Source organism: Agrococcus sp. DT81.2, assembly GCF_049844935.1.
Taxonomy (GTDB): Bacteria; Actinomycetota; Actinomycetes; order Actinomycetales; family Microbacteriaceae; genus Agrococcus.
This window is the reverse complement of the sequence record NZ_JBNCLZ010000004.1, coordinates 123,009-148,298: the sequence shown is the minus strand read 5'-3', so window position 1 is coordinate 148,298 and position 25,290 is coordinate 123,009. Positions and strand designations below refer to the sequence as shown.

26 protein-coding genes are annotated in these 25,290 nt (G+C 72.0%); 16 read left to right on the top strand and 10 right to left on the bottom strand.

The features are described from left to right. Window positions 1-15: 15 nt before the first annotated feature. Window positions 16-660: an HAD hydrolase-like protein gene (locus tag ACLQ21_RS09320; protein ID WP_425663068.1), complete on the bottom strand. Its 645-nt coding sequence runs from the start codon at window positions 658-660 to the stop codon at window positions 16-18. Window positions 661-947: 287 nt separating this feature from the next. On the opposite strand from ACLQ21_RS09320, the gene rplM reads away from it, so the two are divergent. Genes rplM through glmM form a run of 3 tightly spaced genes read left to right on the top strand, consistent with a single transcriptional unit; the run spans window position 948 to window position 3,249 of the window. Then, a complete protein-coding gene (gene rplM, locus ACLQ21_RS09315; protein ID WP_425663066.1) occupies window positions 948-1,394 on the top strand; it encodes a 50S ribosomal protein L13 in 447 nt (148 codons plus the stop codon). A gap of 19 nt (window positions 1,395-1,413) precedes the next feature. Beyond that, complete coding sequence (gene rpsI / locus ACLQ21_RS09310; protein WP_425663064.1) at window positions 1,414-1,893, top strand: 30S ribosomal protein S9; 480 nt, start codon at window positions 1,414-1,416, stop codon at window positions 1,891-1,893. Between the two features lie 3 nt (window positions 1,894-1,896). Then, a complete protein-coding gene (gene glmM / locus ACLQ21_RS09305) occupies window positions 1,897-3,249 on the top strand; it encodes a phosphoglucosamine mutase (protein ID WP_425663063.1) in 1,353 nt (450 codons plus the stop codon). Window positions 3,250-3,319: 70 nt separating this feature from the next. Here glmM and ACLQ21_RS09300 read toward each other — a convergent pair whose 3' ends face one another. Continuing rightward, the gene (locus ACLQ21_RS09300; protein ID WP_425663062.1) at window positions 3,320-4,690 is read right to left on the bottom strand and encodes an APC family permease; all 1,371 of its coding nucleotides are present in this window, start codon (window positions 4,688-4,690) and stop codon (window positions 3,320-3,322) included. A 51-nt stretch (window positions 4,691-4,741) separates the two neighbouring features. Continuing rightward, window positions 4,742-5,275, bottom strand: a complete 534-nt coding sequence (locus tag ACLQ21_RS09295; RefSeq protein WP_425663061.1) for a CGNR zinc finger domain-containing protein — start codon at window positions 5,273-5,275, stop codon at window positions 4,742-4,744. 105 nt (window positions 5,276-5,380) lie between these two features. Between ACLQ21_RS09295 and ACLQ21_RS09290 the strand changes: the two genes are divergently transcribed. Next, the gene (locus ACLQ21_RS09290; RefSeq protein ID WP_425663059.1) at window positions 5,381-6,352 is read left to right on the top strand and encodes an EamA family transporter; all 972 of its coding nucleotides are present in this window, start codon (window positions 5,381-5,383) and stop codon (window positions 6,350-6,352) included. Between the two features lie 164 nt (window positions 6,353-6,516). Here the strand turns inward: ACLQ21_RS09290 and coaA are convergent, their stop codons facing one another. After that, window positions 6,517-7,452 carry a type I pantothenate kinase gene (coaA, locus tag ACLQ21_RS09285; RefSeq protein WP_425663057.1) on the bottom strand — a complete coding sequence of 312 codons (936 nt, stop codon included), beginning with the start codon at window positions 7,450-7,452 and terminating at the stop codon, window positions 6,517-6,519. Between the two features lie 34 nt (window positions 7,453-7,486). Here coaA and glmS point away from each other — a divergent pair, with 34 nt between their 5' ends. The 9 genes from glmS (at window position 7,487) to ACLQ21_RS09240 (ending at window position 15,541) form a co-directional block, all read left to right on the top strand. Then, complete coding sequence (gene glmS, locus ACLQ21_RS09280; RefSeq protein ID WP_425663055.1) at window positions 7,487-9,331, top strand: glutamine--fructose-6-phosphate transaminase (isomerizing); 1,845 nt, start codon at window positions 7,487-7,489, stop codon at window positions 9,329-9,331. Between the two features lie 57 nt (window positions 9,332-9,388). Next, window positions 9,389-9,754, top strand: a complete 366-nt coding sequence (locus ACLQ21_RS09275) for a holo-ACP synthase (protein WP_425663053.1) — start codon at window positions 9,389-9,391, stop codon at window positions 9,752-9,754. Then, the gene (gene tsaE / locus ACLQ21_RS09270) at window positions 9,754-11,652 is read left to right on the top strand and encodes a tRNA (adenosine(37)-N6)-threonylcarbamoyltransferase complex ATPase subunit type 1 TsaE (protein ID WP_425663052.1); all 1,899 of its coding nucleotides are present in this window, start codon (window positions 9,754-9,756) and stop codon (window positions 11,650-11,652) included. Before ACLQ21_RS09275 ends, tsaE begins: the two co-directional genes overlap by 1 nt. Continuing rightward, window positions 11,649-12,218: a tRNA (adenosine(37)-N6)-threonylcarbamoyltransferase complex dimerization subunit type 1 TsaB gene (tsaB, locus tag ACLQ21_RS09265; protein WP_425663050.1), complete on the top strand. Its 570-nt coding sequence runs from the start codon at window positions 11,649-11,651 to the stop codon at window positions 12,216-12,218. The genes tsaE and tsaB overlap by 4 nt, the downstream gene beginning before the upstream one ends. Beyond that, entirely contained in the window at window positions 12,215-12,685 is a 471-nt protein-coding gene (gene rimI / locus ACLQ21_RS09260) for a ribosomal protein S18-alanine N-acetyltransferase (protein WP_425663049.1), read from the top strand. Before tsaB ends, rimI begins: the two co-directional genes overlap by 4 nt. Then, window positions 12,682-13,764, top strand: coding sequence for a tRNA (adenosine(37)-N6)-threonylcarbamoyltransferase complex transferase subunit TsaD (gene tsaD / locus ACLQ21_RS09255; protein WP_425663047.1), 1,083 nt, complete (start codon window positions 12,682-12,684; stop codon window positions 13,762-13,764). The genes rimI and tsaD overlap by 4 nt, the downstream gene beginning before the upstream one ends. 84 nt (window positions 13,765-13,848) lie before the next feature. Continuing rightward, window positions 13,849-14,214 carry a DUF4190 domain-containing protein gene (locus ACLQ21_RS09250; protein WP_425663045.1) on the top strand — a complete coding sequence of 122 codons (366 nt, stop codon included), beginning with the start codon at window positions 13,849-13,851 and terminating at the stop codon, window positions 14,212-14,214. A gap of 95 nt (window positions 14,215-14,309) precedes the next feature. Continuing rightward, window positions 14,310-15,230: a hypothetical protein gene (locus ACLQ21_RS09245; RefSeq protein WP_425663043.1), complete on the top strand. Its 921-nt coding sequence runs from the start codon at window positions 14,310-14,312 to the stop codon at window positions 15,228-15,230. Beyond that, entirely contained in the window at window positions 15,227-15,541 is a 315-nt protein-coding gene (locus ACLQ21_RS09240) for a hypothetical protein (protein ID WP_425663041.1), read from the top strand. Before ACLQ21_RS09245 ends, ACLQ21_RS09240 begins: the two co-directional genes overlap by 4 nt. 33 nt (window positions 15,542-15,574) lie before the next feature. On the opposite strand, the gene ACLQ21_RS09235 is transcribed toward ACLQ21_RS09240, so the two are convergent. Further along, entirely contained in the window at window positions 15,575-16,741 is a 1,167-nt protein-coding gene (locus ACLQ21_RS09235; RefSeq protein WP_425663040.1) for a THUMP-like domain-containing protein, read from the bottom strand. Window positions 16,742-16,896: 155 nt separating this feature from the next. On the opposite strand from ACLQ21_RS09235, the gene groES reads away from it, so the two are divergent. Continuing rightward, entirely contained in the window at window positions 16,897-17,193 is a 297-nt protein-coding gene (gene groES, locus ACLQ21_RS09230) for a co-chaperone GroES (protein WP_123697098.1), read from the top strand. Between the two features lie 68 nt (window positions 17,194-17,261). After that, window positions 17,262-18,173, top strand: a complete 912-nt coding sequence (gene rarD / locus ACLQ21_RS09225; RefSeq protein WP_425663038.1) for an EamA family transporter RarD — start codon at window positions 17,262-17,264, stop codon at window positions 18,171-18,173. 16 nt (window positions 18,174-18,189) lie between these two features. On the opposite strand, the gene ACLQ21_RS09220 is transcribed toward rarD, so the two are convergent. Beyond that, a complete protein-coding gene (locus ACLQ21_RS09220) occupies window positions 18,190-19,323 on the bottom strand; it encodes an AI-2E family transporter (protein WP_425663037.1) in 1,134 nt (377 codons plus the stop codon). Window positions 19,324-19,565: 242 nt separating this feature from the next. Between ACLQ21_RS09220 and ACLQ21_RS09215 the strand changes: the two genes are divergently transcribed. Continuing rightward, entirely contained in the window at window positions 19,566-20,855 is a 1,290-nt protein-coding gene (locus ACLQ21_RS09215; RefSeq protein WP_425663035.1) for an ABC transporter substrate-binding protein, read from the top strand. A gap of 194 nt (window positions 20,856-21,049) precedes the next feature. Here the strand turns inward: ACLQ21_RS09215 and ACLQ21_RS09210 are convergent, their stop codons facing one another. The 4 genes from ACLQ21_RS09210 to ACLQ21_RS09195 are packed head-to-tail and all read right to left on the bottom strand — an operon-like array spanning window position 21,050 to window position 25,226. Next, a complete protein-coding gene (locus tag ACLQ21_RS09210) occupies window positions 21,050-21,850 on the bottom strand; it encodes an ABC transporter ATP-binding protein (RefSeq protein ID WP_425663033.1) in 801 nt (266 codons plus the stop codon). After that, complete coding sequence (locus ACLQ21_RS09205; protein ID WP_425663031.1) at window positions 21,847-22,863, bottom strand: ABC transporter ATP-binding protein; 1,017 nt, start codon at window positions 22,861-22,863, stop codon at window positions 21,847-21,849. Before ACLQ21_RS09205 ends, ACLQ21_RS09210 begins: the two co-directional genes overlap by 4 nt. Further along, window positions 22,856-23,872 carry a branched-chain amino acid ABC transporter permease gene (locus tag ACLQ21_RS09200; RefSeq protein WP_425663029.1) on the bottom strand — a complete coding sequence of 339 codons (1,017 nt, stop codon included), beginning with the start codon at window positions 23,870-23,872 and terminating at the stop codon, window positions 22,856-22,858. Before ACLQ21_RS09200 ends, ACLQ21_RS09205 begins: the two co-directional genes overlap by 8 nt. A gap of 1 nt (window position 23,873) precedes the next feature. Then, entirely contained in the window at window positions 23,874-25,226 is a 1,353-nt protein-coding gene (locus ACLQ21_RS09195; protein ID WP_425663027.1) for a branched-chain amino acid ABC transporter permease, read from the bottom strand. Between the last annotated feature and the right edge of the window lie 64 nt (window positions 25,227-25,290).

Genomic DNA, 25,290 nt, shown 5'->3' with positions numbered 1-25,290 from the left:
ACCGCGCGCGCCGGGTCAGGCTGCGAGCGCCTCGCGGAGCTCGTCGACCGAGTCGACGATCAGGTCGGCGCCGGCCGCGGCGAGCTCGTCGTGGCCGCCGTAGCCGTACGAGACGCCGATCGAGCGCACGCCGAGCTCCCGGGCCGATGCGATGTCGTTGATGCGGTCGCCCACCATGACGACCTCATCCGGGCGCATGCCGAGCGACGCCATCGCGCGGGCGATGACCGGAGCCTTCGAGTGGCCGGCCTCGCCGTCGACGCGGCCGTGCACGCCGCGGAAGCGGTGGCGCATCGCGTAGTGCTCGACGACGGTCTCGGCGTCGCGCTGGATCTTGTGCGTCGCGACCGCGAGCGGCCTGCCGGCCGCGTCGAGGTCGGCGACCAGGCGGTCGACGCCGGGGTAGAGGGTCGAGTCGACGAGGCCGCCGTCCGCCATGCGCGCGCGGAACGCGGTGAGCGCGACGGCGATCTCCTCGGGTGTCCTGCCCGTCTCGGCGAGCACGGTCACGAGCGGCGGGCCGAGCCAGCGCAGCAGCTCCTCGTCGCTCGGCTGCGCCCACCCGACCGCCTCGTGCATGTGGCGGAGGCTCGCGAGCAGCCCCTCCTTGGAGTCGGTGAGCGTGCCGTCGAGGTCGAAGATGATGCCGTGCGTAGTCATGTCCGTCCATTGTCCCAGCACGGCGAGCGCCGGCGGTCGGATTCCGCTCCGGGCTGAGGATGCCCTCGGCCCACGCGGGAACGGACGCGGAGCGGCGCGACCCCCGCGATCGATCGGTGACACGCCGTCCGATTGACCGGGCGGTCGGATCGAGGCTAGGATCGATCCTTGGTGCGTGCAGCCTGTGCGTGCCCGAATGAGCCCTCCACCGGATCGTTCCGTCGCATCGCGGCGCAGAACACCTCGGAGTGGGATTCACGACCATCCATTCGATCAGTGAGGCACCAATGACTCGCACCTACTCGCCCAAGGCGAGTGACGTCCAGCACGACTGGATCGTCATCGACGCCACCGACGTGGTCCTCGGCCGCCTGGCCAGCCACGCGGCTGCCATGCTCCGGGGCAAGCACAAGCCGACGTTCGCCCCCCACATGGACATGGGCGACTTCGTCATCATCGTGAACGCCGAGAAGGTGGCGCTCACGGGGCAGAAGCTCGCCAAGAAGGTGGCCTACCGTCACTCCGGCTACCCGGGCGGCCTCAAGGCCGTCGGCTACGAGGAGATGCTCGACCGCTACCCGGTCCGCACCGTCGAGAAGGCGATCCGCGGCATGCTGCCGAAGAACGCGCTCGGCCGCGCCCAGATCAAGAAGCTGAAGGTCTACGCAGGCCCGCAGCACCCGCACGCGGCGCAGCAGCCGACCCCCTACACGTTCGACCAGGTCGCCCAGTAGGGCGCGAGGAGAATCAGACATGGCGAAGATCGCAGACTCCATCGAGGCTCCCGAGAGCTTCTCGACCGAGACGCCCGCGGCTGAGGCTCCCAAGGCCCCCCGCGTCGTCAACATCGGCGGCCAGGCCGTCGGTCGCCGCAAGCAGGCCATCGCCCGCGTGCGCCTCGCTCCCGGCTCCGGCTCGTTCACCGTGAACGGCCGCACGCTCGAGGAGTACTTCCCGAACAAGCTGCACCAGCAGCTCATCAACGACCCGTTCACGCTCCTCGAGCTCGCGGGCAGCTACGACGTGATCGCCCGCATCTCGGGCGGCGGCCCCTCCGGCCAGGCCGGCGCGCTGCGCCTCGGCATCGCTCGTGCGCTCAACGAGATCGACGTCGAGAACAACCGACCGGAGCTCAAGAAGGCCGGCTTCCTCTCGCGCGACGCTCGCGTCATCGAGCGCAAGAAGGCCGGTCTCAAGAAGGCTCGCAAGGCGCCCCAGTACTCGAAGCGCTGATCGATGTCGCGCCTCTTCGGCACGGATGGCGTACGGGGCCTCGCGGGTCTCGACATCACGGCAGAATCGGCGTTGGCGCTGGCGCAGGGCGCCGCTCTCGTGCTCGGGCGAACAGCCCGGCAGGAGGGGCGGCGCCCTGTCGCCGTCGTGGCACGTGATCCGCGCATCTCCGGCGAGTTCATCACCGCCGCCGTCTCGGCCGGTCTCGCGTCGAGCGGCGTCGACGTGCTCGACGCCGGCGTCATCCCGACGCCCGCGGCAGCGTTCCTCGTCGCCGACATCGGCGCCGACTTCGGCGTGATGGTGTCTGCGTCGCACAACCCGGCGCCCGACAACGGCATCAAGTTCTTCGCGACCGGCGGCCGCAAGCTGCCCGACGCGATCGAGGACGAGATCGAGCTCGCGCTGACGGCGACGCCGCTGCGGCCGATCGGGGCCGAGGTCGGCACGGTGCACCGGTTCTCCGACGCGGAGGACCGCTACCTCGTGCACCTGCTCGGCACGCTCGACGTGAGCCTCGCGGGCCTGCACGTCGCGCTCGACTGCGCGCACGGCGCGGCGGCCGGCGTGAGCCCGCGCGCGTTCGCCGACGCGGGCGCGAAGGTCACCATCATGGGCAACGACCCGGACGGGATTAACATCAACCGCGAGGTCGGCTCGACGCACCTCGAGCAGCTGCGCGAGCTCGTGCGCTCCTCGGGCGCCGACTTCGGCATCGCCCACGACGGCGACGCCGACCGCTGCCTCGCGATCGATGCGAACGGGAGCGTCGTCGACGGCGACCAGATCATGGCGCTGCTGGCGGTCGCGCAGAAGCGCCGCGGTCGGCTCGCGCAGGACACCCTGGTGGCGACCGTGATGTCGAACCTCGGCCTCAAGGTCGCGATGGACGAGCACGGCATCGCCCTCGTGCAGACCGCGGTCGGCGACCGCTACGTGCTCGAGGCGCTCGGCGAGTACGGGCTCTCGCTCGGCGGCGAGCAGTCCGGGCACATCATCTTCTCCGACCACGCCACCACCGGCGACGGGATCCTCACGGGCCTGCAGATCGCCGCTGAGATGGTGCGCAGCGGGCGCTCGCTCGCCGAGCTCGCATCCGTCATGACGGTCTACCCGCAGGTGCTCGTCAACGTCTCCGGCGTCGACCGGCTCGGGCTGCGCGGCAACCAGCCGATCGCGGACGCCGTGGCGAGGGCGGAGGCGGAGCTCGGCTCCGACGGCCGCGTGCTGCTGCGCCCCTCCGGCACCGAGAAGATGGTGCGCGTGATGGTGGAGGCGCAGGAGCGCCACGTGGCGCGGACGATCGCCGAGGAGCTCGCGGCGCTCGTGCGTCGCGAGCTGTCCGTCACCGCCTGACCACTCGCATCCACGACAGCGGCCGCCGCCCCGAGGGGCGGCGGCCGCTGCCGTCATGCGGGGCGGCGGCCTAGCCGAGCGGGATGCTCGTGTTGGTGGGGTCGGCGGTGCCGGCGCGGTGCTCGCGGCGACGGGCGGCGCGGGCGATGAGGAACAGCACGGTGCCGACGACGACGTAGCCGCCGGCGATCAGCCACGTCTGCGCGCCCTGCTGCGTCAGCAGCGCGACCGAGGCGATGAGCGCGAGCACCGACACGATGCGGGGCGCGGTGAAGTGCTTGTGGGCGACCTTGTCCTTCTTCAGCACGAGCACCGACACGTTCGCCGAGATGAACACGAGCACGAGCAGCAGCACCGTCGTGTCGGCGAGCGTGCCGACGTCGCCGACGAACGACATCACCATCGTCACCGCGCCGACGACCACGATCGCGACCCACGGGGTGCGGCGGATGCTCAGCACCGCACCGAACGCCTTCGGCAGCAGCTTCGCCTCGGCGAGGCCGTAGGTGGCGCGGGAGGCCATCACGAGGAACAGCAGGGCACCGTTGCCGATCGCGACGAGCGCGATGATCGCGAACAGCCACGGCGGGAAGGCGAGGCCGGACGCGTCGATGACCTCGAGCAGCGGCCCCTCGGAGGTCGCGAGCTGGTCGAGCGGCACGACGACGGCCGCGCCGATCGCGATGAGCAGGTAGACGACCGCCGCGGTGAGGATGGCGCCGAACAGCGCGCGCGGGTACGAGCGGCTCGGGTCCTTGACCTCCTCGGCCATGTTCGCGGCGGCCTCGAAGCCGAGGAACGAGAAGAACGCGGTGATCGTCGCGGCGAAGGCGCCCGAGATCGGCGGCACGCCCTCCGCGAAGGTCGTGAGGCGCGTCGGATCGCCGCCACCGGAGCCGAAGACGATCGCGGCCACCGCGATGATGATGATGAGTCCTGTCATCTCGATGAGCGTCGCGCCGACGTTGGCCATGAGCGACTCCCGCACGCCGCGGATGCTGATGAGCACGAGGAGCGCGATGAACACGAGCGTCACGGGGATCGACGGCACATCCGGCACGAGGGCCTGGAGGTAGTCGCCGGCGAACGCGTTCGCGAGCGCGGCGGAGGTCGTGATCCCGGAGGCGATCATGAGCCAGCCGATGAGGAAGGTCACGTACGGCTTGTCGAACGCACGCTCGGCGAAGCGCGCAGCACCGCCGGCATGCGGGTACTTCGTGATCAGCTCGGCGTAGGTGCCGGCGGTGAGCAGCGCGAGCACGAGCGCGAGGATCAGCGGGATCCAGATCGCCCCGCCCACGTCCTGCGCCATCGAGCCGACGAGCGTGTAGATGCCGGCGCCGAGGGTGTCGCCGACGATGAAGAAGAACAGCAGCAGGGTCGTGATGCCCTGCTTGAGCCTCGTGGAGGGGACCGGTGCGGAGGACGTGGTCGTCGTCATGGTGGACAAGAGTGCCACGCCGAGACCTCGGAGCGCGTGTGCGTGTTTGCGCTAGGAGTGACGCGCCCGGAACGCGGCCACGTTCGTGCGCGACTGGCAGGTGGTGGAGCAGAACCGCCGCGACCGGTTGCGCGACTGGTCGAAGAACATCCGCTCGCACCGGTCGTCGCCGCAGCGCTTGCAGCGAGCGGTGTCGTCGGCGCGCACGAGGTCGATGAACGCCATGGCGGCATTCACCACGATCGCGTCCGCGATCGGTGCCTCCGCGGGCAGGCCGTGCAGGTGCCAGTCGAGCCCGTCGTGGCGCACGAGGTGGGGGCGAGCGCCCGCCTCGCTGAAGATGCGGTTGACCATGACGGCGACGGCGTCGCGATCCTGGTCCCAGAGCGCCTCGATCGTGCCCAGGTGCGACCAGGTCGCATCCGCATCCGCCTTCGACAGTGCGCCCGCTCCCGGGAACGTCCAGGTCGCGCACAGGTCGCGGAGGCTCGCTGCGGTCGTGAGCAGCCCCTCGCGGCGCCGGTTGCACAGCTCCGCGCTGAACTCCAGCGATCGCATCAGCTCGCGGGGGTACGGCAGCGACACGGGTCTTCCTCGATTAGGCTCACGAACTGTCAGGGCCAACGGTCATGACTGCGTGCCCGCCGTGGTGAGCACGATCGTAGCCCTTCGCACCGCTGTGAGCCGCCCATGCACTCTCGTCGTCCCCTCGGGTTCGCGTTCGCGCTCGCGAGCTCGGCGTCGTTCGGCCTCTCGGGCATCTTCGCCTCGGCGCTGCTCGCGAGCGGCTGGACCGCGGGCGCCGTCACGACCGTGCGCATCGCAGGCGCCGCGCTCGTGCTGCTCGCTCCCACGCTGTGGCTGCTGCGCGGCCGCTGGGGCGCGGTGCTGCGGTCGTGGAAGGAGGTGCTGCTGCTGGGGCTCATGGCCGTGGCCCTCTGCCAGCTCGCGTTCTTCAGCGCCGTCGCCTACATCGAGCCCTCGCTCGCGCTCCTCATCGAATTCCTCGGGCCGGTGCTGCTCGTCTTCTTCGGCTGGGCCGTGACGAGACGGGCGCCCGCGGCGCTCACGCTCGCCGGAGCGGGCGTCGCGCTCGTCGGTCTCGCGCTCATCTCGGGCATCGGCGGTGAGGCGCTGCACCCGCTCGGCGTGCTCCTCGCGCTCGGCGCCGCGGTCGGCAATGCCGCCTACTGGGTCGCCGCCTCGAAGGCGGACTCGGAGCTGCCTCCCATCGCGCTCGCGGGCCTCGGGCTCGTGGTGGGCGCGCTCGTGCTCGGCATCGCCTCGGCGACCGGCATCCTGCCGTTCGCGGCGACCGACGCGCCGGTCGTGCTCGCCGGGCAGACCGTGCCCGCCGGGGTCGTGCTGCTGCTGCTGGTGCTCATCGCGACGGCCTCCGCCTACGTGCTCGGCATCCTGGGCGGCCGTCGGCTCGGCGCGACGCTCGCGAGCTTCGTCGGCTACTCCGAGCCGATGTTCGGCATCCTCTGGACGGCGGTGCTGCTGTGGATCCTGCCCTCGGGCATGCAGTGGATCGGCGCCGCCGCGATCATCGCGGGGGTGGTGCTCGTGCGCCTGGGACAGGTCGAGCGGCCGCGCTCCGCCGGTACGGCGGCGGCCATCGCATCCCCCAACGCGGTCGAAGGAGTGCCGGGGCCGTAGGTTGCCTCGAGAGGTCCTGGCACGCGCGCCGCTGCGCGGCGAGCTGCTCGACCTTGAGCGCTCGGGGCGGCGCAGGTCTCGGTACGCGCGCCGCTGCGCGGCGTGCTACTCGACCTTGAGCGCTCCGGGCGCAACGCCGCTCCGCGGCATTGCGTCCTGCGCGCTCAAACCTTGCGCAGCAGGACCGACCGGATGGTGTGGTCGTCCGCCTTCCGCAGCACCAGGTCGGCGCGCGGCCGCGTCGGCAGGATGTGCTCGACCAGGTTCGGGCCGTTGATGGAGTCCCACACGTCCTGCGAGTACGCCCGCGCCTTCGCGTCGGACATGTCCGCGAAGCGGTGGAAGTACGACTGCGGATCCTGGAAGGCGCTCGCCTTCAGCGCGAAGAACCGCTCGACGTACCACTCCCGGATCGCGCTCGTGCGGGCGTCCACGAAGATCGAGAAGTCGAACAGGTCCGAGACCGCGAGGTGGGAACCGGACGTCGGCGGCGGCTGCAGCACGTTGAGGCCCTCGACGATGAGGATGTCGGGCCGGCGGATGACGACCTCCTCGCCGGGCACGATGTCGTACGTCAGGTGCGAGTAGACGGGCGCCCGCACCTCGGCCTCGCCCGACTTCACCCGCGAGACGAAGCCGAGCAGCGCCCGCCGGTCGTACGACTCCGGGAAGCCCTTGCGGTCCATCAGCCCGCGCTCCTCGAGCACCCGGTTCGGGTGCAGGAAGCCGTCGGTCGTGAGCAGGTCGACCTTGGGGGAGCCCTCCCAGCGGCGCAGCAGCTCCTTCAGCAGCCGCGCGGTGGTCGACTTGCCGACGGCCACCGAGCCGGCGACGCCGATGACGAAGGGCGTCGGCTGCGCGGTGCCGCCGAGGAAGGCGGTCGTCTCGCGGTGCAGCCGCGCGGCGGACTCCTGGTAGAGGCTCACGAGCCGGGACAGCGGCAGGTAGACCTCCGCGACCTCGCGCAGCTCGAGCCGGTCGCCCGTGCCGCGCAGCCGCCGCACCTCCTCCTCCGTGAGGGGGTTCGGCATGCGGGGGGCGAGGCGCGCCCAATCGGCACGCTCGATCTCGACGAAGGGCGACTGGATCGGGTGCGACATCGGTGGCGAGCCTATCGCCGCTAGGATCGAGCCCATGTGTGGAATCGTTGGCTATACCGGTGACCGTGGCACCGTCGAGGTGCTGCTCGAAGGTCTGAGCCGACTGGAGTACCGCGGTTACGACAGCGCGGGGGTGTCCGTCATCGACGGCGAGAGCATCGCGCTGCGCAAGAAGGGCGGCAAGCTCGCCGTGCTCCGCTCGAGCCTCGAGGACGCGCCGCTGCCCGCCTCGGCGACCGGCATCGGGCACACCCGCTGGGCCACCCACGGCGGACCCACCGACGAGAACGCGCACCCGCACCTGGGCGACGACGGCAAGCTGTCGCTCATCCACAACGGCATCATCGAGAACTTCGCCGCCCTGCGCGCCGAGCTCGAGGCCGACGGCGAGGCCTTCGCGAGCGAGACCGACACCGAGGCCGCGGCCAAGCTGCTCGGCCGCGCCTACCGCGAGACCGGCGACCTCACCGACGCGATGCAGCGCACCGTCGGCCGGCTCGAGGGCCAGTTCACGCTGCTCGCGATGCACGCGGAGCAGCCGGGCGTCGTGGTCGGCGCCTCGCACAACTCCCCGCTGCTCGTCGGCTACGGCGAGGGCGAGCACTTCCTCGGCAGCGATGTGAGCGCGTTCGTGAAGTTCACGCCGAGCGCCGCGGCCCTCGACAACGACCAGATCGTCACCATCACCGCCGACAGCGCATCCGTCACCGACTTCGACGGCAACCCGTCGGAGCCCAAGCGCTTCGAGGTCGACTGGGACTCGTCGGCCGCCGACAAGGGCGGCTGGTCGTCGTTCATGGCCAAGGAGGTCTCCGAGGGACCGGTCGCGGTCGAGAACACCATGCGCGGCCGCCTCACCGAGCGAGGCGTCGACCTCGACCTCGGCGTGCTCGACGCCGACGTGCTGCGCGGCATCCACCGCATCGTGATCGTCGCGTGCGGCACCGCCGCCTACTCCGCGATGGTCGGCAAGTACGCGATCGAGACGTGGGCGCGCGTGCCTGTCGAGGTCGACCTCGCGCACGAGTTCCGCTACCGCGACCCGATGCTCGACGAGCACACGCTCGTCATCTCGATCTCGCAGTCCGGCGAGACGATGGACACGAAGATGGCCGTGCAGCACGCGGCGTCGCGGGGCGCTCGCACGCTCTCGATCTGCAACACGCAGGGCGCGACGATCCCTCGCGAGTCGGAGGCGGTGCTCTACACGCACGCGGGCCCCGAGGTCGCCGTCGCGTCGACGAAGGCGTTCCTCGCGCAGGTCATCGGCCAGCTGCTGTTCGGCCTCCACCTGGCGAAGCTGCGCGGCACGATGACCGACGACGCGATCGCCGAGATCGTCGCCGAGATGCGCGAGCTGCCCGACGAGCTGCGGGAGGTGCTCGCGCACCAGGAGTCGGTGCACGAGCTCGCGCACTGGATGAGCGACACCCGCTCGGTGCTGTTCCTGGGTCGCCACGTCGGGTACCCGGTGGCGCTGGAGGGCGCGCTGAAGCTCAAGGAGATCAGCTACATCCACGCGGAGGGCTTCGCGGGCGGCGAGCTCAAGCACGGCCCGATCGCGCTCATCGAGCCTGGCCAGGTCGTCTTCGTCGTCGTGCCGAGCCCGCGCAACGAGCCGCTGCTGCACTCGAAGATCGTCTCGAACATCCAGGAGATCCGTGCTCGCGGTGCCCGTGTGATCGCGGTCGCCGAGGTGGGCGACGCCGCGGTGCTGCCGTACGCCGACGTCGTGCTGCGCGTGCCGCTCACGCTGCCGATGCTCGAGCCGGTGCTGCAGGTCGTGCCGCTGCACATCTTCGCGCTCGAGCTCGCCACCGCGAAGGGCCTCGACGTCGACCAGCCCCGCAACCTGGCGAAGTCGGTCACGGTCGAGTGAGCCTGCTGGGCTGCGGATGAGCGGGCCGGGGTCGAGCGTGAGCGTCTGGCTGCGGTCGTGATCGTGGGGCTCGGCGTCGACGTCGTCGACGTCGCCCGCTTCGAGCGCGCCGTCACCCGCACGCCGCGGCTCAAGGAGCGGCTGTTCGCGCCCGACGAGCTCGTCGTGGACGGCCGCGAGCGCTCCGTGCACTCGCTCGCCGCGCGGTTCGCGGCGAAGGAGGCCGCGCTCAAGGCGCTCGGCGCGAACGCCGGCATGCGCTGGGTCGACCTCGTCGTCGTGCAGGGGCCTGGCGGTGAGCCGTCGCTGGAGCTGCGCGGCAGCGCCGTCGAGCGCGCGGCGGCGATCGGCGCCGCCCGGCTGCACGTGTCGATGAGCCACGACGGCGGCATCGCGACCGCGACGGTCATCGCGGAGTCCTGATGCGCGTCGAGGTCGACCCCGCCGCGATCGCGGCGAACGTCCGCTCGCTCGCGGCGCGCGTCGGCGTGCCCGTGTGCGGCGTCGTGAAGGCCGCCGGCTACGGTCACGGCGCGCTCCTCTCCGCGCGCGCCATGCTCGACGGCGGCGCCGCGATGCTGGGCGTCGTCGACCTCGCCGAGGCCGTCGCGCTGCGCGAGGCCGGCATCGACGCACCGCTGCTCGCGTGGCTGCACGGGCCGGGTGTCGACTTCCGCGTCGCGGCCCGCCACGGCGTCGAGGTCGCCGTGAGCTCGATCGCGCAGCTTGAGGCGGCCGCCGACGCGGGCGCCACGATCCACCTCAAGCTCGACACGGGCCTCGGCCGCAACGGCATCGCGCGCGGCGACCGCGCCGCCGCCATCGAGCGCGCGATCGCGCTCGCTGATGGCGGCGCCCGCATCCGCGGCGCGATGTCGCACCTCGCGGGTTCGGGCCGCGACGCCGACCTCGCGCAGGTGCGCGACTTCGCGGCGGCGCTCGAGGCGGCGGCACCGCTCGGCCTCGAGGTGCGGCACCTCGCGGCGTCCGCGGCGGCGCTCGGCCTGCCCGAGGCGCGCTTCGACATGGTGCGCATCGGCATGGCGGCCTACGGGATCGATCCGCTCGGCCCCGCCGCGGGCGACGGCGCGGGAGCCGCCGCGCTCGGGCTCGTGCCGGCGATGCGTGTCCTGGTCGGCTTCGCCGGCGGCGTCGCGACCGCGGGCCTCGACGACGGGCTGCTGCCCGCGATCGGCGCGCCGGTCGTCGTCGGCGGGCAGGCTGCGCGCGTCGTCGCCGTGGACCCGTGCTCTGTGCGCATCGCACCGGCGCTCAGCGGCGAGGGCGTGCTGTGGGGCGATCCAGCGCGGGACGAGCCGAGCGCCGACGCATGGGCTGCGGCCGCGGGCACGATCGGCTACGAGGTCGTGACCCGGATGGCCGGGGCCGGCCGGGGCGCGGGCGTCGTCGCCGCGGGCCCCGCGCTCGCCCCGCGGCGGGTGCTCGAGCTCGGCCTGGACGGCGAGCCGCGCCGGCTGCTCGCGGAGGTCGTCGGCGTGAAGCGCGTCGAGCCGGGCCTCGGCGTCTCCTACGGCGGCGAGCACGTCACGGCCACCGAGACGACGCTCGCGCTCGTCGGCGCCGGCTACGCCGACGGCGTCACCCGCGCCGCGACCGGCAGGCCCGTCACGCTCGGCGGCGTCGCGCAGCCCATTCGCGGTCGCGTCGCGATGGATCAGGTCGTGCTCGACATCGGCGACCAGCAGGCCAGCGTGGGCGACCCGGTCGCGCTCGAGCACGCCTCCGCCCCCGAGCTCACCGGCATGATCGGGCCGCGCGTCGCGGTGGAGGTCGCGGGCGTCGTGCCCGACACCGACGCCATGGAGGCGCTGGGGGAGCGCATCGGCGGCGTGCTCCGCGCCGGCGACGCCGTGCTGCTCGTCGGGCCGCTCGGCGCCGGCAAGACCACCCTCACCCGCGGCATCGGACGCGCGCTCGGCGCTCGCGGCACCGTGCAGAGCCCGACGTTCGTGATCGCGCGCACGCACCGCACCGCCGCCGGCCCCGACCTGCAGCACGTCGACGCGTACCGGCTGCTCGACGAGCGGCTCGAGGGCGACGAGGCGGCGCTCGACGACCTCGACCTCGACCTCGAGGGCGCCATCACGGTCGCCGAGTGGGGCGCGCCGCTCGAGCACGCCCTCGACTCGTGGCTGCGCGTCGAGCTCGAGCGGGGCGCCGACACCGGCGACGACGACGAGGACGCGCCGCGATTCGTGCGGCTGCGCGGGCACGGGCAGGATTGGGACGCCGCCCGCGTCCGTTCGCTCGCACGCGCATCCGCGGCATCCACCTTGAGCACCGACGGGAGCCCCGCGTGATCCTCGCGATCGACACCTCGCTCGGCACGGCGGTCGCCGTCGTCGACGGCGACGCGGTGGTCTTCCGCGAGCACGCCGCCGACACGCGCCGCCACGCCGAGCACCTCGGCGGCATGCTGTCGCGCGCCCTCGAGGGCCGCCGCGACCGCATCGAGCTCGTGGTCGCGGGCATGGGGCCGGGCGCGTTCACCGGCCTCCGGGTCGGCATCGCCGCCGCGCGCGCCGTCGCGCTCGGGCTCGGCGTGCCGTGCCGCGGGATCGCGAGCCACGCGGGCGTGACCGACGGCACGGCGCAGGTGACGACGGATGTGCGACGCCGCGAGCGCGCATGGAGCGTCGTGGTCGACGGCGCGGTCGCCGACGGCCCGCACCTGGCGCCCGCCGACGCGGTGCCGTCGCCCACCGGCGAGCACGCGCTCGTGCCGCGCATCGACGCCGACGCCATCGATGCGGCGCTGCTCGCCGGCGCGGCCGCCCGCGGCGCCCGCGAGGTGCAGCAGGCGCTCTACCTGCGGGACGCCGACGCGACGCCGTCGACCGGTCCGAAGCGGGTGAGCCAGCGATGATCGAGCCAGGAGGCGCCGGCGTCCGCATCCGCACCGCGACCGACAGCGACCTCGACGCCGTGATGGCGCTCGAGCAGGCGTCGTTCCCGGCGAGCGCTTGGGAGCGCGGGACGATGCAGGCCGAGATCGCGAGCGAGTGGGGCCGGTACATCATCGCGGTCGACGGCGACGGCCGTGCGCTCGGCTACGCGGGGCTGCGCGCCGTCGGCGTCGAGGGGGACGTGCAGACGATCGCGGTCGCCGAGGGCGCGCGCGGTCGCGGCATCGGCAGGGCCCTGCTCGCCGAGCTGCTCGCCGAGGCCAGCAGGCGCGGCGTGCGCGAGCTGTTCCTCGAGGTGCGGGCCGACAACGACGTCGCTCGCGGCCTCTACGCGTCGGTCGGCTTCGAGGAGATCGGCGTGCGCCCGCGCTACTACCAGCCCGAGGACGTCGACGCGGTCGTCATGAAGCGGACGGAGCAGCCGTGAGCGGGCAGGCGGGAGGCGGGCACGCTCGGGGCGGGAGCGCGCCGGTCGTGCTCGGCATCGAGACGAGCTGCGACGAGACGGGCGTCGGGATCGTGCGCGGCACCGAGCTGCTGGCGAACCGGATCGCCTCCTCCATGGACCTGCACGCGCGCTTCGGCGGCGTCGTGCCCGAGATCGCCGCGCGCGCGCACCTCGAGGCGATGGAGTCCACCATCCGGGCCGCGCTCGCCGACGCAGGCATGACGCTCGACGACATCGACGCGGTCGCGGTGACGGCGGGGCCCGGCCTCGCCGGCGCGCTCATGGTCGGGATCGGCGCGGCGAAGGGCCTCGCGACGGCGCGCGAGCTGCCGCTCTACGGCGTCAACCACCTCGTCGGGCACGTCGCCGCCGACGTGCTCTCGGGCGAGCCGCTCGAGCTGCCGACGATCGCGCTGCTCGTCTCCGGGGGGCACACGTCGCTGCTGCTGGTGCGCGACCTCGCCGGTGATGTCGAGCTGCTCGGCGAGACGATCGACGACGCCGCGGGCGAGGCGTTCGACAAGACGGCAAGGCTGCTCGGCCTCAGCTACCCCGGCGGGCCCTCGATCGATCGCGCGGCCGCCGACGGCGATGCGCAGGCGATCCGCTTCCCGCGCGGCCTCACCGCGCCGAAGGACCGCGACCGGCACCGCTGGGACTTCTCGTTCTCGGGACTCAAGACCGCCGTCGCCCGTCACGTCGAGCGGGCGGAGGCGGCGGGGGAGCCGCTCCCCGTCGCCGACGTCGCGGCGAGCTTCCGCGAGGCGGTCGTCGACGTGCTCGTGGCGAAGGCGCTCGACGCGTGCGCCGAGCACGGCATCCCGCGACTGCTGCTCGGTGGCGGCGTGGTCGCGAACCGGCGGTTGCGCGAGGTCGCCGAGCAGCGCGCCGCCGACGCCGGCGTGCGCCTGAGGATCCCGCCGCTCGAGCTGTGCACCGACAACGGCGCGATGATCGCGGCGGTCGGCGCGATGCTCGTCGCCCGCGGCGACGCCCCGAGCTCGCCCGGGTTCGCGGCGGAGTCGACCCTCGACGCGAGCACCGTCCAGGTGGTCTGAGGCCCACGGCGCGCGTACAACCCGGGGGCGGATGCACAGGCCGACCTGGCAGGATCGGTGTCGAAGAGCGACGAAGGGGCAGGCATGAGCGCGACCGCATGGCAGCAGGGCTGGGGGATGCAGCCGCCGCAGCCCGCTCAGCCGCAGCAGCAGGCCTGGGCCGCGCCCACGCATCCGGGCCCGAAGACGAACCTGCTCGCGGTGCTCGCCATCGCCGCCGCCGCCTCCGGGACCACCGTCCTGCTGGGGTTCGGCAGCATCGCCGCGATCATCCTCGGCGCGATCGCACTCTCGCAGCTGCGCCGCACGGGCGAGGACGGCCGGCTGCTCGCGATCTGGGCCATCGTGCTCGGCGTCGTGACGCTCGTCGGGCTCGTCGCGGCGACCGCCTCCGGCATCGCCATGATCGTCTCGCTCGTCGAGCAGGCGCAGGCGCTCGGCGGCGTCTGACAGCGGGGGCTGGCCCGGCCCGGGATGCAGGTTCAGCCGCGCTCCGGCAGGATACGGTGGTGCTCGCGCAGCAGGCGCATCGCAAGGAGGATCCCGTGAGCGACCAGTACCCGGCCGAGGGCCGTTTCCGCCGGCCCGAGCAGGACGGCGCCGCCTCGGGCGATGCCCCTGACGGCGCCCAGCCCACCGCGGACTTCGGTCAGCAGCCGGAGCAGTCGCCGTCGTTCGGCCAGGCGCCCGCGGCTCAGACGGCACCCTCGTTCGGTGAGCAGCCAGGGTACGGCGAGGCACCCTCGTACGGCCAGGCGCAGGCGGCGGCACCGGCCTACGGCCAGGGACCGGACGCGTCCCAGGGCAATGGCGCCAGCGCGCCCGCCTACGGTCAGCAGCAGCCGTACTCCCAGCAGCCCGGCTTGCAGCAGCCCGGCCCGCAGCAGCCCGGCTACGGCCAGGCATCGGCGCCGGCCGACCAGGGCTACGGACAGCCGGCCTACGGCCAGCCGGCGTACGGGGAGCAGCCCGCATACGGGCAGCAGCCGGGGTACGGCCAGCAGCCGGCATACGGCCAGCCGGGATACGGCGAGCAGCCCGCGTACCAGGCGTCCGCACCGGCGGACCAGGGCTACGGCCAGCCCGCCTACGGGCAGCAGCCCGCGTACGGCCAGCAGGCCGGCTACGGCCAGCAGACCGGCTACGGCGACCCCGCGCTCGCGGGCTACTCGCAGCCCGGCTTCGCCCAGCCAGGCGAGAAGCGGCTCAAGCCGCTCACCGTCTGGGCGCTCGTGCTGTCGGGCCTCGGCCTCGTGCTCTCGTTCGTGTTCGGCCTGGGCTTCCTGCCGGCGCTCATCGGCTGCATCCTCGGCTTCGTCGCCATGCGCAAGAACCCCGAGGCCAAGCCCTGGCCGCTCGTCGCGGCGATCGTCGGCGGTGTCGCGACCATCCTCTCGCTCGTGCTCTCGATCATCAACGCGGTCCGCCTCGTCCAGTGGATCGAGTACTACTCGCTCAACGTGTGACCGGTCGCTCGCCGCAGGAGGCGCGCTCCTCCGAGGAGCGGGCGCGTCCGCGGCTGAGCGACCTCACGGTGGTGTCGCTCATCCTCGCTGCGCTCGGGCTCGCGCTCGCGATGGTGAGCGGCGTCGGGCTGCCCGTCGCGGCGGCGGGCGTGGCCTGCGGTGCGGTCGCGATGCGCCGGCGTCCCGCCGAGCGTCCGTGGCCGCTGATCGCGGTCGTCGTGGCATCGCTCGGCGTGGTGATCGCCGCGATCCTGCTCATCATCGCGGCGACGGTCTGGCTGCCCGAACTGCCGAGGCTGCTCGCGGGCTGAGGAGCGCCGGCGAGCAGCCGCCGGGTCGCAGTGCTAGGGGCGGTCGGCCAGGATCGCGCGGTGCCTGCCACCGACCCGTGTCGCGATGAGCGTCGCCCGGCCGTCGCCCTTGAGCTTCAGCCGCTTGCGGAGCGCCGCGGGGTCGACGTCGGCGCCGCGCTTCTTGATCTCGAGGTCGCCGATGCCCAGCTCCCGCATCCGCTGCGCGATCCTCCGCTCGTCGAGCGGCAGCGTCTCGCGCACCCGGAACGCCTGCACGAGCGGCGTCTCGACGAGGCTGTCGCCCGTGAGGTAGGCGAGGCCCGGGCTGACGCTCCTGGCGGAGAGCCGCTCCGCGAGCGCACCGATGAGCTCGGCGCGGATCACGGCGCCCGCGGGCTCGTAGAGCCACTCCCCGAGCGGGCCGGGCTCCGGGTGGCTCGCGTCGCCCGTGAGCTCCGCCGCCCCGCCGTCGGTGAGCACGAGCGCGCTGCGGGCGACGCTCGGCCGCGCGAGCGCGCCGGTCCAGACGACCGTCTCGACCGTCTCCAAGCCGTCCGTGACCCACTGGTGCTCCGCATCCATCGGCAGCAGGCCGCGATCGATGCCCGGCGCGAGCTTCACGCCGGACGAGTGTGCCGCCGCGCGGGCGAACACCGCGTCGAGCGCGGGGGACCAGTCGGCAGGGTCGTTCAGCCGCCGAGCGCCGTCGCGGCGAGCGGGGTCGAACCAGAGCGCCTCGGCGTCCACCGCGGTCTCGAGCGCGTCGCCGTGCAGCACCGTCGCGTGCCACGCGGCGAGGTTGAAGGCGGCGATCGCCGCCGTGACCTCGTCGCGCTCCACGGCCGTCACCTCGAGCCCGAGCGTCGCGAAGGCGAGCGCGTCGGCGCCGATGCCGCAGCCGAGGTCGGCCACCGAGACGATGCCGGCCCGACGCATCCGGCCGGCGTGGTGCGCTGCCACGCGCAGCCGAGTCGCCTGCTCGAGGCCCGCCTCGGTGAAGAGCAGCTCGCTGGCGAACTCGCCGAACTTCGCGCGGGCGCGCCGTCGCAGCCTCGCCTGCGACAGCACCGCGGTCACGAGCGCCGGGTCGTGGCCCTCGGCGCGCAGCCGTGCCACCTCGCGCACGACGTCGGAGCGGTCGTCGACCTGCACCTCGACGCGCTCGAGCAGCGCGAGGCCGTCCCTCGACAGCAGCAGTCGCAGCTCTTCGGCGTCCATCGCTCCAGTCAATCACCGTCGCGGCGGCGAGCGCGGCCGCCGCGGCGAGCACCGATTGGCACTCATGTTGACCGAGTGCCAATCGACCGCCTAGGCTTGCCCTGGCGTCCGACAGGTTCGGACGCGCCCCAGAGTCTGACAAGAAAGAGGCAACCGTGTCGGTTTCCATCAAGCCGCTCGAGGACCGCATCGTCATCAAGCAGGTCGAGGCAGAGACGACGACCGCGAGCGGTCTCGTCATCCCTGACACCGCCAAGGAGAAGCCCCAGGAGGGCGAGGTCGTGGCGGTCGGCCCCGGTCGCATCGACGACAACGGCAACCGTGTCCCGATCGATGTCGCCGTCGGCGACAAGGTGCTGTACTCCAAGTACGGCGGCACCGAGGTGAAGTTCGGCGCCGACGAGTACCTCGTGCTCTCGGCACGCGACGTGCTCGCCATCGTCGAGCGCTGACGCTCCACCGACCCAGTCGGCGGCGCCCCCTGCTGGGGGCGCCGTCTTCGTTCTTCCCAGGAGCAGCGATGAGCGAGCAGCGCACGAGGTCCGGCCTCTGGTACGCCGTCTTCGCGTACGCGTTCTGGGGCGTCGTGCCCGTCTACCTCCAGCTGACGAAGGGGATCGACGGCTTCGAGCTGATCGGCTGGCGCGTCATCGCGTCGGTCGCCGTCGCGTTCGCCCTCGTCGCGATGACGCGCGGCTGGGGTCGGCTGCGCGGCATCCTCCGCAGCCGGCGCGACACCTGGACGCTCGTGATCGCGGGCAACGCCGTGCTCATCAACTGGACGGCGTTCATCGTCGGGGTGCTCGCCGACAAGGTGCTCGAGACGAGCCTCGGCTACTTCCTCAACCCGCTCGTGAGCGTCGTGCTCGCGGTGCTCTTCCTGGGCGAGCGGCTCCGGCGCGCGCAGTGGGTCGCGGTCGGGCTCGGCGCCGTGGGCGTGCTCGTGATGATCATCGGCTACGGCGAGGTGCCGTGGATCGGTTTGACCGTCGCGCTCTCCTTCGGCGTCTACGGCCTCATCAAGAAGCGCGTCGGCGGATCCGTGGATGCGCTATCGGGCTTCACCGTCGAGACCGTCGCCGCACTGCCCGCGTCGCTCGTGATGCTCGCCGTCGCCATCAGCATCAACGGCGTGACGGTGGGTGCCAACGGCGCGGCCGGCATCTGGGCCACCGCCGGCATCGGCCTCGTCACCGCCATCCCGCTGCTCGCCTTCGCGTCCGCAGCGCGCCGCATCTCGCTCACCGCGCTCGCGTTCACGCAGTACCTCGCGCCGATCATCTCGTTCCTCTTCGGCGCCTTCGTGATGCTGGAGCCCATGCCGCTCGAGCGCTGGATCGGCTTCGCGCTCGTGTGGGCGTCGCTCGCGCTCGTCTCGGTCGACCTGCTCGGCCGCCGCATGCGACGGCCCCGCGTGGCACCCGCGGCCTGACGCCCGCGCGACGCCGCTACGCGACCTCCGGCCGCTTCTGCCGGAACATCCGCGCCGGCCTGTCATGGCCGTCCCAGACCTGCACGATGCCCCACGCGACCGCGGCGATCGGCACCGACAGCACCGCGCCGACGATGCCGCCGAGCACGGTGCCGATCGTGAGGGCGATGAGGACGACCAACGCGTGGAGGCGCAGCGACCTGCCCATGACGACGGGCTGGAGGAAGTTGCCCTCGAGCTGGTTGACGAGGATGACCGCACCGAGGACGATCAGCGCGACGACCTCGCCGTTGGCGACGAGCGCGACGAGCGTCGCGAGCGCGCCTGCGACGGTCGCGCCGACGAGCGGCACGAACGCGAGCAGGAAGACCAGCACCGCGAGCGGCAGGGCGAGGGGCACCTGCGCGAAGGCGAGCACGAGGCCGATGCCGACCGCGTCCACCGCCGCGATGAGCGCGGTGCCGCGCACATAGCCGCCGAGCGTCTCGACCGTCTTCTCTCCGATGCGCTTGCCACGCGCGTATCGCTCGCCCTCGAACGGGCGCAGCATGAACTCCCAGATCGCGGGCCCGTCCTTGAGGAAGAAGAACAGGACGACCACCATGAGCGCGAAGCCGGTGAGGAAGTTCGCGGCGGCGCTCACACCGGCGAGGGCGCCCGAGCCGAACTGGGCGCTCGTGAGGAAGTCGATGATCGCGTCGCGGCCCTGCTGGATCTGCTCCGCCGTCGGCGCGAACGGCAGCGTGGAGACCCACTCGATCACCCTGTCGATGCCCTCCGACGCCTGCGCGACGAGATCGTCGAGCTGCGACCGCACGGCGTTGACGATGAGCCACCCGACGGCGCTGAGCACAGCGACGATCGCGAGCAGCGCGATGGCGGTCGCGAGCGCGCTCGGCACGCCCCTCCGCCGCATCCAGCGCATCGCCGGAGCGAAGGCGGATGCGAGGATGAGCGCGATCGTCACCGGGATCATCACGAGCGTCAGCTGGGTCATCGCGAAGACGAGGCCCGCGACCGCGACGACGACGATGATGCCCTGCAGCGCCCTCGTGGCGAACCGGCCGAAGCTGTCGCCCCAGACCGACGGCGTCGCGACCGGCACGCGGAGCGCGTCCCGCGGTGCTTCCCTGTCTCCGAACAGCCCCATGGCTCCCTCTCGTCGTGGCGGCAACGGTACCGCGGCCTCGCTGAGACGCCGTGGCAGAGCCCTACCGCCGCTTGACTTGAGGACGGCTCAGGACTGGCGCAGGACTCCTACAGTGCGGGTCGTGTGCGCCAAGACCGTTACCAGGACGTAACGCGGAACGGCCGATTTTCGCGCGGCCCTCGCCTACTGTTGTGCCAACGCGCGTACCAGCACGCGTCCTCCCAGAGGAACATAGGAGCACAATGCAGTCCTTCCTTCGCACCAAGGGGCAGCACCCCCGTCGTGCCGCGGCCCTCGGCGCCGCAACCGCCGGCATCCTGCTGCTCGCGGCCTGCGCCGGTGGCGGCACGCCCGCCCCGTCCGGATCCGCCGGCACCTCGGCCGGCCCGACGGAGGGGGGCGGCGAGACCGACACGTCCTTCGTCGTCGGCTCGATCCTGCCCCAGACGGGCAACCTCGCGATCCTCGGCCCGCCCGAGTTCGCGGGCATCGACCTCGCGGCCAAGGAGCTCGAGGAGGCCGGGTTCGAGTTCGACATCACCGTCGAGCACCGCGACTCGGGCGACACGACGACCGACATCGCGACGCAGTCGGCCGACGAGCTCATCGGGCTCGGCGCCGACACGATCATCGGCGCCGCGTCCTCCGGCGTGTCGCTCACGTTCATCGACCGCCTGATCGACGCGCAGGTCGTGCAGATCTCGCCGGCGAACACGGCGTCCGACTTCATCGACTACGAGGACGACGGGTTCTACTGGCGCACCGCGCCGAACGACCTGCTGCAGGGCCGCGTGCTCGCGAACCAGATGCTCGCGAACGGCGCGACGTCGGTCGGCTTCGTCACGCTGAACGACCCGTACGGCACGGGGCTCGAGGGCTATGTCACCGAGACGTTCGAGGAAGCTGGCGGCACCGTCACCGGCAGCGTCCTCTACAACCCGGGCGACTCGAACCTCGGGTCGCAGGTCGCGGAGCTCGTCGCAGGCGGACCGGACGCCATCGCGATCCTCGCGTTCGCCGAGACCCAGCAGATCGTCCCTGAGCTCGTGACGGCCGGGTTCCCGTCCACCGGCATGTACTTCGTCGACGGCAGCCTCTCGAACAGCTACACGTTCCCCGAGGGCACCCTGACCGGCGCGTACGGCACGCTGCCGGGCAACCAGGCGGACGACACGTTCCAGGACCGCATGCTCGAGATCAACCCCGACCTCGAGGACTTCTCCTACGGCCCGGAGTCGTACGACGCTGTCGTGCTGGCAGCGCTCGCCGCGGTGCAGGGCGGCAGCGCCGACCCCATCACGATCCGCGACAACCTGCAGTCGGTCTCGCGCGATGGTGAGAAGTGCACGACCATCGCGGACTGCCTCGCGCTGCTCGAGGAGGGCGAGGACATCGACTACGACGGTGCATCCGGCCCCGTCACGTTCGACGACGTCGGCGACCCGACCGAGGCGTTCATCGGCATCTACCAGTACGGCGCCGACAACAAGTACACCTTCGTGAAGACGGAGTTCGGTTCGCTCGTCGAGTGAGCTGACGGAACGACACGAGAGGGCCCCGCTTCGGCGGGGCCCTCTTCGTGTGCCGGCCGGAGCGAGCGCCACGCGAGCTGTCCCGCCGCGACGCCGCGGGCGCTGCGAGCAAGCCCCGGCTCCGCTTGGGGACGACGCTTGGCGCCCCACGACGAAGGGCCCCGCTCCCGCGGGGCCCTTCGTCGTCGCTGCGGCTACTCGGCAGGCGGCTGCACCGTCTGCGACTCTGTGCGCGCCTTGTCCTCGACGTCGGTGGCGAGCGTGCCGAGGTAGAGCTGGATGACCTTCGGGTCGTTCAGCATCTCGCGGCCTGTGCCCGTGTACGCGTCCTTGCCCTGGTCGAGCACGTAGGCGCGGTGGGCGATCTGCAGGCAGCGGCGCGCGTTCTGCTCGACCATGACGATCGTCACGCCGTGGCTGTTGATCTCCGCGACGCGCAGGAACGTCTCGTCCTGCCGCACGGGGCTCAGTCCGGCGCTCGGCTCGTCGAGCAGCAGCACCGCGGGGTCCATCATGAGCGCCCGGCCCATCGCGACCATCTGGCGCTCGCCGCCGGAGAGGCTGCCTGCGCGCTGCCGGCGCCGCTTGACGAGCTCGGGGAAGAGCGCGCCCACGAACTCGAAGCGCTCCTTGAACATCTTGGGCTGCTGGAACAGGCCCATCTCGAGGTTCTCCTCGATGGTGAGCGAGGGGAACACGTTGTTGTTCTGCGGCACCATGCCGACGCCCTTGCCGACCAGCTTGTCGGCCTTGAGCCCGGTGATGTCGTCGCCGTTCAGCAGCACGCTGCCCTCGCGGATGTTCACCTGCCCGAAGACGGCCTTGAGCAGCGTCGACTTGCCCGCGCCGTTCGGGCCGATGATCCCGATGAGGTCGCCCTGATTGGCGACGATCGAGCAGCCGTTGAGGATGTTGACGCCGGGCAGGTAGCCGGCGATGAGCTCCTTCGTCTCGAGCACCGGTGTCGTCGCGCTCGTGCTTCCCGTCGTGGTCATCGCTGTGCCTCCTGGCCGTCGGCGTCCGTGGCTCGGGCTTCGGACGCATCCCTCGGCGCCACGGTCGCGCCGCCGGTGGATGCGCCGTCATCGGGAGCGTCGGGGTCGATCGGCACCTCCTCCTCGGCGGCCTCGTGGATCTGCGCGACCTGCTGGTTCGTGAGGGTGCCGAGGTCGGTGTCGTGGTGCGCACCGAGGTAGGCGTCGACGACGGCCTTGTTCTGCATGATCGTCGCGGGCGGACCCTCGGCGACCACCTTCCCCTCGGCCATCACGATCACCCAGTCGGAGATGTGGCGCACCATGTGCATGTCGTGCTCGACGAACAGCACGGTCATGCCGTCGTCCTTCAGGCCGCGCACATGGTCGAGGAGCGACTGCGTGAGCGCGGGGTTCACGCCGGCCATGGGCTCGTCGAGCATGACGAGCGTCGGCTGGCTCATGAGTGCTCGCGCCATCTCGAGCAGCTTGCGCTGGCCGCCCGACAGCGATGCCGCGTAGTCCTCGCGCTTCGTGTCGAGCTTGAACCGGGCGAGCAGGTTGTCGGCGCGCTCGGTGTTGGCCTGCTCCTGCGCCTTCCACAGCGGCCGCACGAGGGCCGCGAACAGCCCCTCGCCGCGCTGGTCGCGGGCGCCGAGCAGCATGTTCTGCAGCACGGTGAGGCGGCCGAGCGACTTCGTCAGCTGGAACGTGCGCACCATGCCGCGTCGCGCCACCTTGTGGCTGGGCACGTGGGCGAGCGACTGGCCCTCGAAGGACCACGAGCCCTTGTTCGGGCGGTCGAAGCCGGTGAGCAGGTTGAAGAACGTCGTCTTGCCGGCGCCGTTCGGGCCGATCAGCGCCGTGATCATGCCGCGCGGGATCTCGAGGTGCTCGACGTCGACGGCGGTGAGGCCGCCGAACTGACGGACGACGCCGTCGGCGACGACGATCGGGTCGACCTTCTTGCAGCCCGGTCCGACCTCCCCGTCGACGAGGGCATGCGTTGTGGGGGGCGTGGTCGTCTCAGACATTGAACGACAGCTCCTTCTTATTGCCGAGGATGCCCTGTGGTCGGAAGACCACGAGCGCCATGAGGGCGAGGCCGACGATCACGAAGCGCAGCTGGCCGGCCTGTGTCGCGGTCATGTCGCCGAACGCACCGATGGAGTGCAGCCCGACGATGATGCCGCCGGTGAGCGACAGCAGCACCCAGAAGAGCACGGAGCCGAGCAGCGGCCCGAACACCGTGGCCGCGCCGCCGAGCAGCAGCGCCGTCCAGATGTAGAACGTCAGCGTGGTCGCGAAGTTGTCGGGCTGGACAGCGCGCGGCAGCACGAAGAGCACGCCGGCGAGCGCGCCCATCGATCCGCCGAGCACGAGCGCCTGCATCTTGTATGAGTAGACGTTCTTGCCGAGCGAGCGGACGGCGTCCTCGTCCTCGCGGATGCCCTTGATGACCCGGCCCCACGGGCTGCGCATGAGCAGCCACACGAGGATGAGCGCGACGATCACGATCGACCACGCGATGATGCGGATCCATGTGTCGTACGCGGTCGCCGTCCACGGGCCGAAGCCGTAGGTGCTGCCGGTGAGCGGGTTGAGCGCCTCGATGTCGCCCTTGTAGCTGGCACCGGTGAGGCCCTGCGAGCCGCCCGTGACGGCGGTGAGGTCCTGCGTCCTGACGGTGAAGCGGATGATCTCCGCCGCCGCGATCGTCACGATCGCGAGGTAGTCGCCGCGCAGGCGCAGGGTCGGGATGCCGAGGATGAGGCCGAAGACCACCGCGGCGAGGATCGAGACGAGCACCGCCGAGAGGAACGACAGCCACACCGGCCAGCCGAGCGTCGCCGTCGGGTCGGCCATGATCGTGAAGATCGCGAAGGCGTAGGCGCCGACGGCCATGAAGCCCGCCTGGCCGAAGTTCAGCAGGCCCGAGTAGCCGAAGTGGATGTTGAGGCCGATCGTGGCGAGCGCGAACGCCGCCGTGGTCGGCGACAGGATCTCGCCCGCCGCGTTGTTGAAGATTGCGAGGAAGTCCATGTCAGCCGATCCTTTCCCGGCGACCGAGGATGCCCTGCGGTCGGAACAGGAGCACGAGGATGAGCACCAGCAGCGCCACCGCGTAGCGCAGGTCCGGTGCGAGGAAGAGGGTCGACAGCTCGGTGACGATGCCGATGATCACGGCACCGACGAGCGCGCCGAACGCACTGCCGAGGCCACCGAGCGTCACGCCGGCGAACAGCAGCAGCAGGATGGTGAAGCCCATGTCCCACTTGATGTTCGCGCCGATGAAGTAGGTGTAGAGGATGCCTGCGCCGCCGGTCAGGATGCCCGCGAGCACCCAGACGATGCGGATCACGCGGTCGACGTCGATGCCGGATGCAGCCGCGAGGCTCGCGTTGTCGCTCACCGCTCGCGTCGCCTTGCCGATGCGTGTGCTGGTGAGGAACCATCCGACGGCCGCCAGCACGACGATGGCGATCGCCGTGCTCACGATGTTCGACGTCGTCATCGCGACGGGGCCGACCTGCACGACCGCGCCGCGATCGACCGAGAGGCCCTCGATGCCGCCGCCGATCAGGAACTGGAAGAAGTAGCGGAGCGCGATCGACAGGCCGATCGTGACGATCAGCACCTGCACGAGGCCGACGCGACGTCGACGCAGCGGCTTGAAGATGCCCCAGTCGTGGAACCAGCCGAACGCTGCCGAGGCGACGAGCGTGGCGATGATGGCGATCCAGACCGGCCAGTTCGCCACCGTGGTGGTGAAGTAGAAGATGATGCCGCCGAAGGTCAGCAGCTCGCCGTGCGCGAAGTTGTTGACGCCGGTGGTGCCGAAGATCAGCGTGATGCCGATCGCCGCGAGCGCGAGCAGCAGGCCGAAGCCGAGGCCTGAGATGAGGCGAGCGAGCACCTGCGACCCGAAGTCGTTCGATGTCGCGCCTGCGCCGGTGCCGGCGCCGGGCTCCGCGCCCGGCGCGGGCGTCGCTTCGCCGCCCGTGCCGCCGTCTCCGCCCCCGCCGCCTGCGGGTGCGCCGAACGGGAACAGCACACCGACCGACGTCGACGTGCTGATCTCGAGCTCCCGGCTCTCGAAGGAGGGGTCCCGCAGCGTGACGCCCTCGGGGAGCGTCGACGTGTCGATCGCGACCGTGTACGTGCCCTGTGCAGGCACCCCGACGACCCAGCGGCCATCGGCACCCGTGGCGACGGTCTCGTCGACGCCGTTGCCGGTGACGGTGATCTCGACCCCCTCGAGGGGCGTCTGCCCGTCCCGGATGATGCCGTTGAAGTTGTAGGGGGCCGGCTGCTCGGTCAGGGACAGGGGCGCGGCCGCGACCGCGGTCGCACCACCCGCCACCATGCCCATGACGGCCAGGGCGACGGCGATCACTCGCCGCAGCCCGCTCCGTCGCGGTCTGCTGGACGTCTTCACATGTCCTCCATGCTGTGGGGCT

What these genes read in the sequence shown, in the direction of transcription:
- ACLQ21_RS09320 (WP_425663068.1), bottom strand. Translation starts at nt 660, where the DNA reads ATGACTACGCACGGCATCATCTTCGACCTCGACGGCACGCTCACCGAC.
- rplM (WP_425663066.1), top strand. Translation starts at nt 948, where the DNA reads ATGACTCGCACCTACTCGCCCAAGGCGAGTGACGTCCAGCACGACTGG.
- rpsI (WP_425663064.1), top strand. Translation starts at nt 1,414, where the DNA reads ATGGCGAAGATCGCAGACTCCATCGAGGCTCCCGAGAGCTTCTCGACC.
- glmM (WP_425663063.1), top strand. Translation starts at nt 1,897, where the DNA reads ATGTCGCGCCTCTTCGGCACGGATGGCGTACGGGGCCTCGCGGGTCTC.
- ACLQ21_RS09300 (WP_425663062.1), bottom strand. Translation starts at nt 4,690, where the DNA reads ATGACGACGACCACGTCCTCCGCACCGGTCCCCTCCACGAGGCTCAAG.
- ACLQ21_RS09290 (WP_425663059.1), top strand. Translation starts at nt 5,381, where the DNA reads ATGCACTCTCGTCGTCCCCTCGGGTTCGCGTTCGCGCTCGCGAGCTCG.
- coaA (WP_425663057.1), bottom strand. Translation starts at nt 7,452, where the DNA reads ATGTCGCACCCGATCCAGTCGCCCTTCGTCGAGATCGAGCGTGCCGAT.
- glmS (WP_425663055.1), top strand. Translation starts at nt 7,487, where the DNA reads ATGTGTGGAATCGTTGGCTATACCGGTGACCGTGGCACCGTCGAGGTG.
- tsaE (WP_425663052.1), top strand. Translation starts at nt 9,754, where the DNA reads ATGCGCGTCGAGGTCGACCCCGCCGCGATCGCGGCGAACGTCCGCTCG.
- rimI (WP_425663049.1), top strand. Translation starts at nt 12,215, where the DNA reads ATGATCGAGCCAGGAGGCGCCGGCGTCCGCATCCGCACCGCGACCGAC.
- ACLQ21_RS09250 (WP_425663045.1), top strand. Translation starts at nt 13,849, where the DNA reads ATGAGCGCGACCGCATGGCAGCAGGGCTGGGGGATGCAGCCGCCGCAG.
- ACLQ21_RS09235 (WP_425663040.1), bottom strand. Translation starts at nt 16,741, where the DNA reads ATGGACGCCGAAGAGCTGCGACTGCTGCTGTCGAGGGACGGCCTCGCG.
- rarD (WP_425663038.1), top strand. Translation starts at nt 17,262, where the DNA reads ATGAGCGAGCAGCGCACGAGGTCCGGCCTCTGGTACGCCGTCTTCGCG.
- ACLQ21_RS09220 (WP_425663037.1), bottom strand. Translation starts at nt 19,323, where the DNA reads ATGGGGCTGTTCGGAGACAGGGAAGCACCGCGGGACGCGCTCCGCGTG.
- ACLQ21_RS09215 (WP_425663035.1), top strand. Translation starts at nt 19,566, where the DNA reads ATGCAGTCCTTCCTTCGCACCAAGGGGCAGCACCCCCGTCGTGCCGCG.
- ACLQ21_RS09210 (WP_425663033.1), bottom strand. Translation starts at nt 21,850, where the DNA reads ATGACCACGACGGGAAGCACGAGCGCGACGACACCGGTGCTCGAGACG.
- ACLQ21_RS09205 (WP_425663031.1), bottom strand. Translation starts at nt 22,863, where the DNA reads ATGTCTGAGACGACCACGCCCCCCACAACGCATGCCCTCGTCGACGGG.
- ACLQ21_RS09200 (WP_425663029.1), bottom strand. Translation starts at nt 23,872, where the DNA reads ATGGACTTCCTCGCAATCTTCAACAACGCGGCGGGCGAGATCCTGTCG.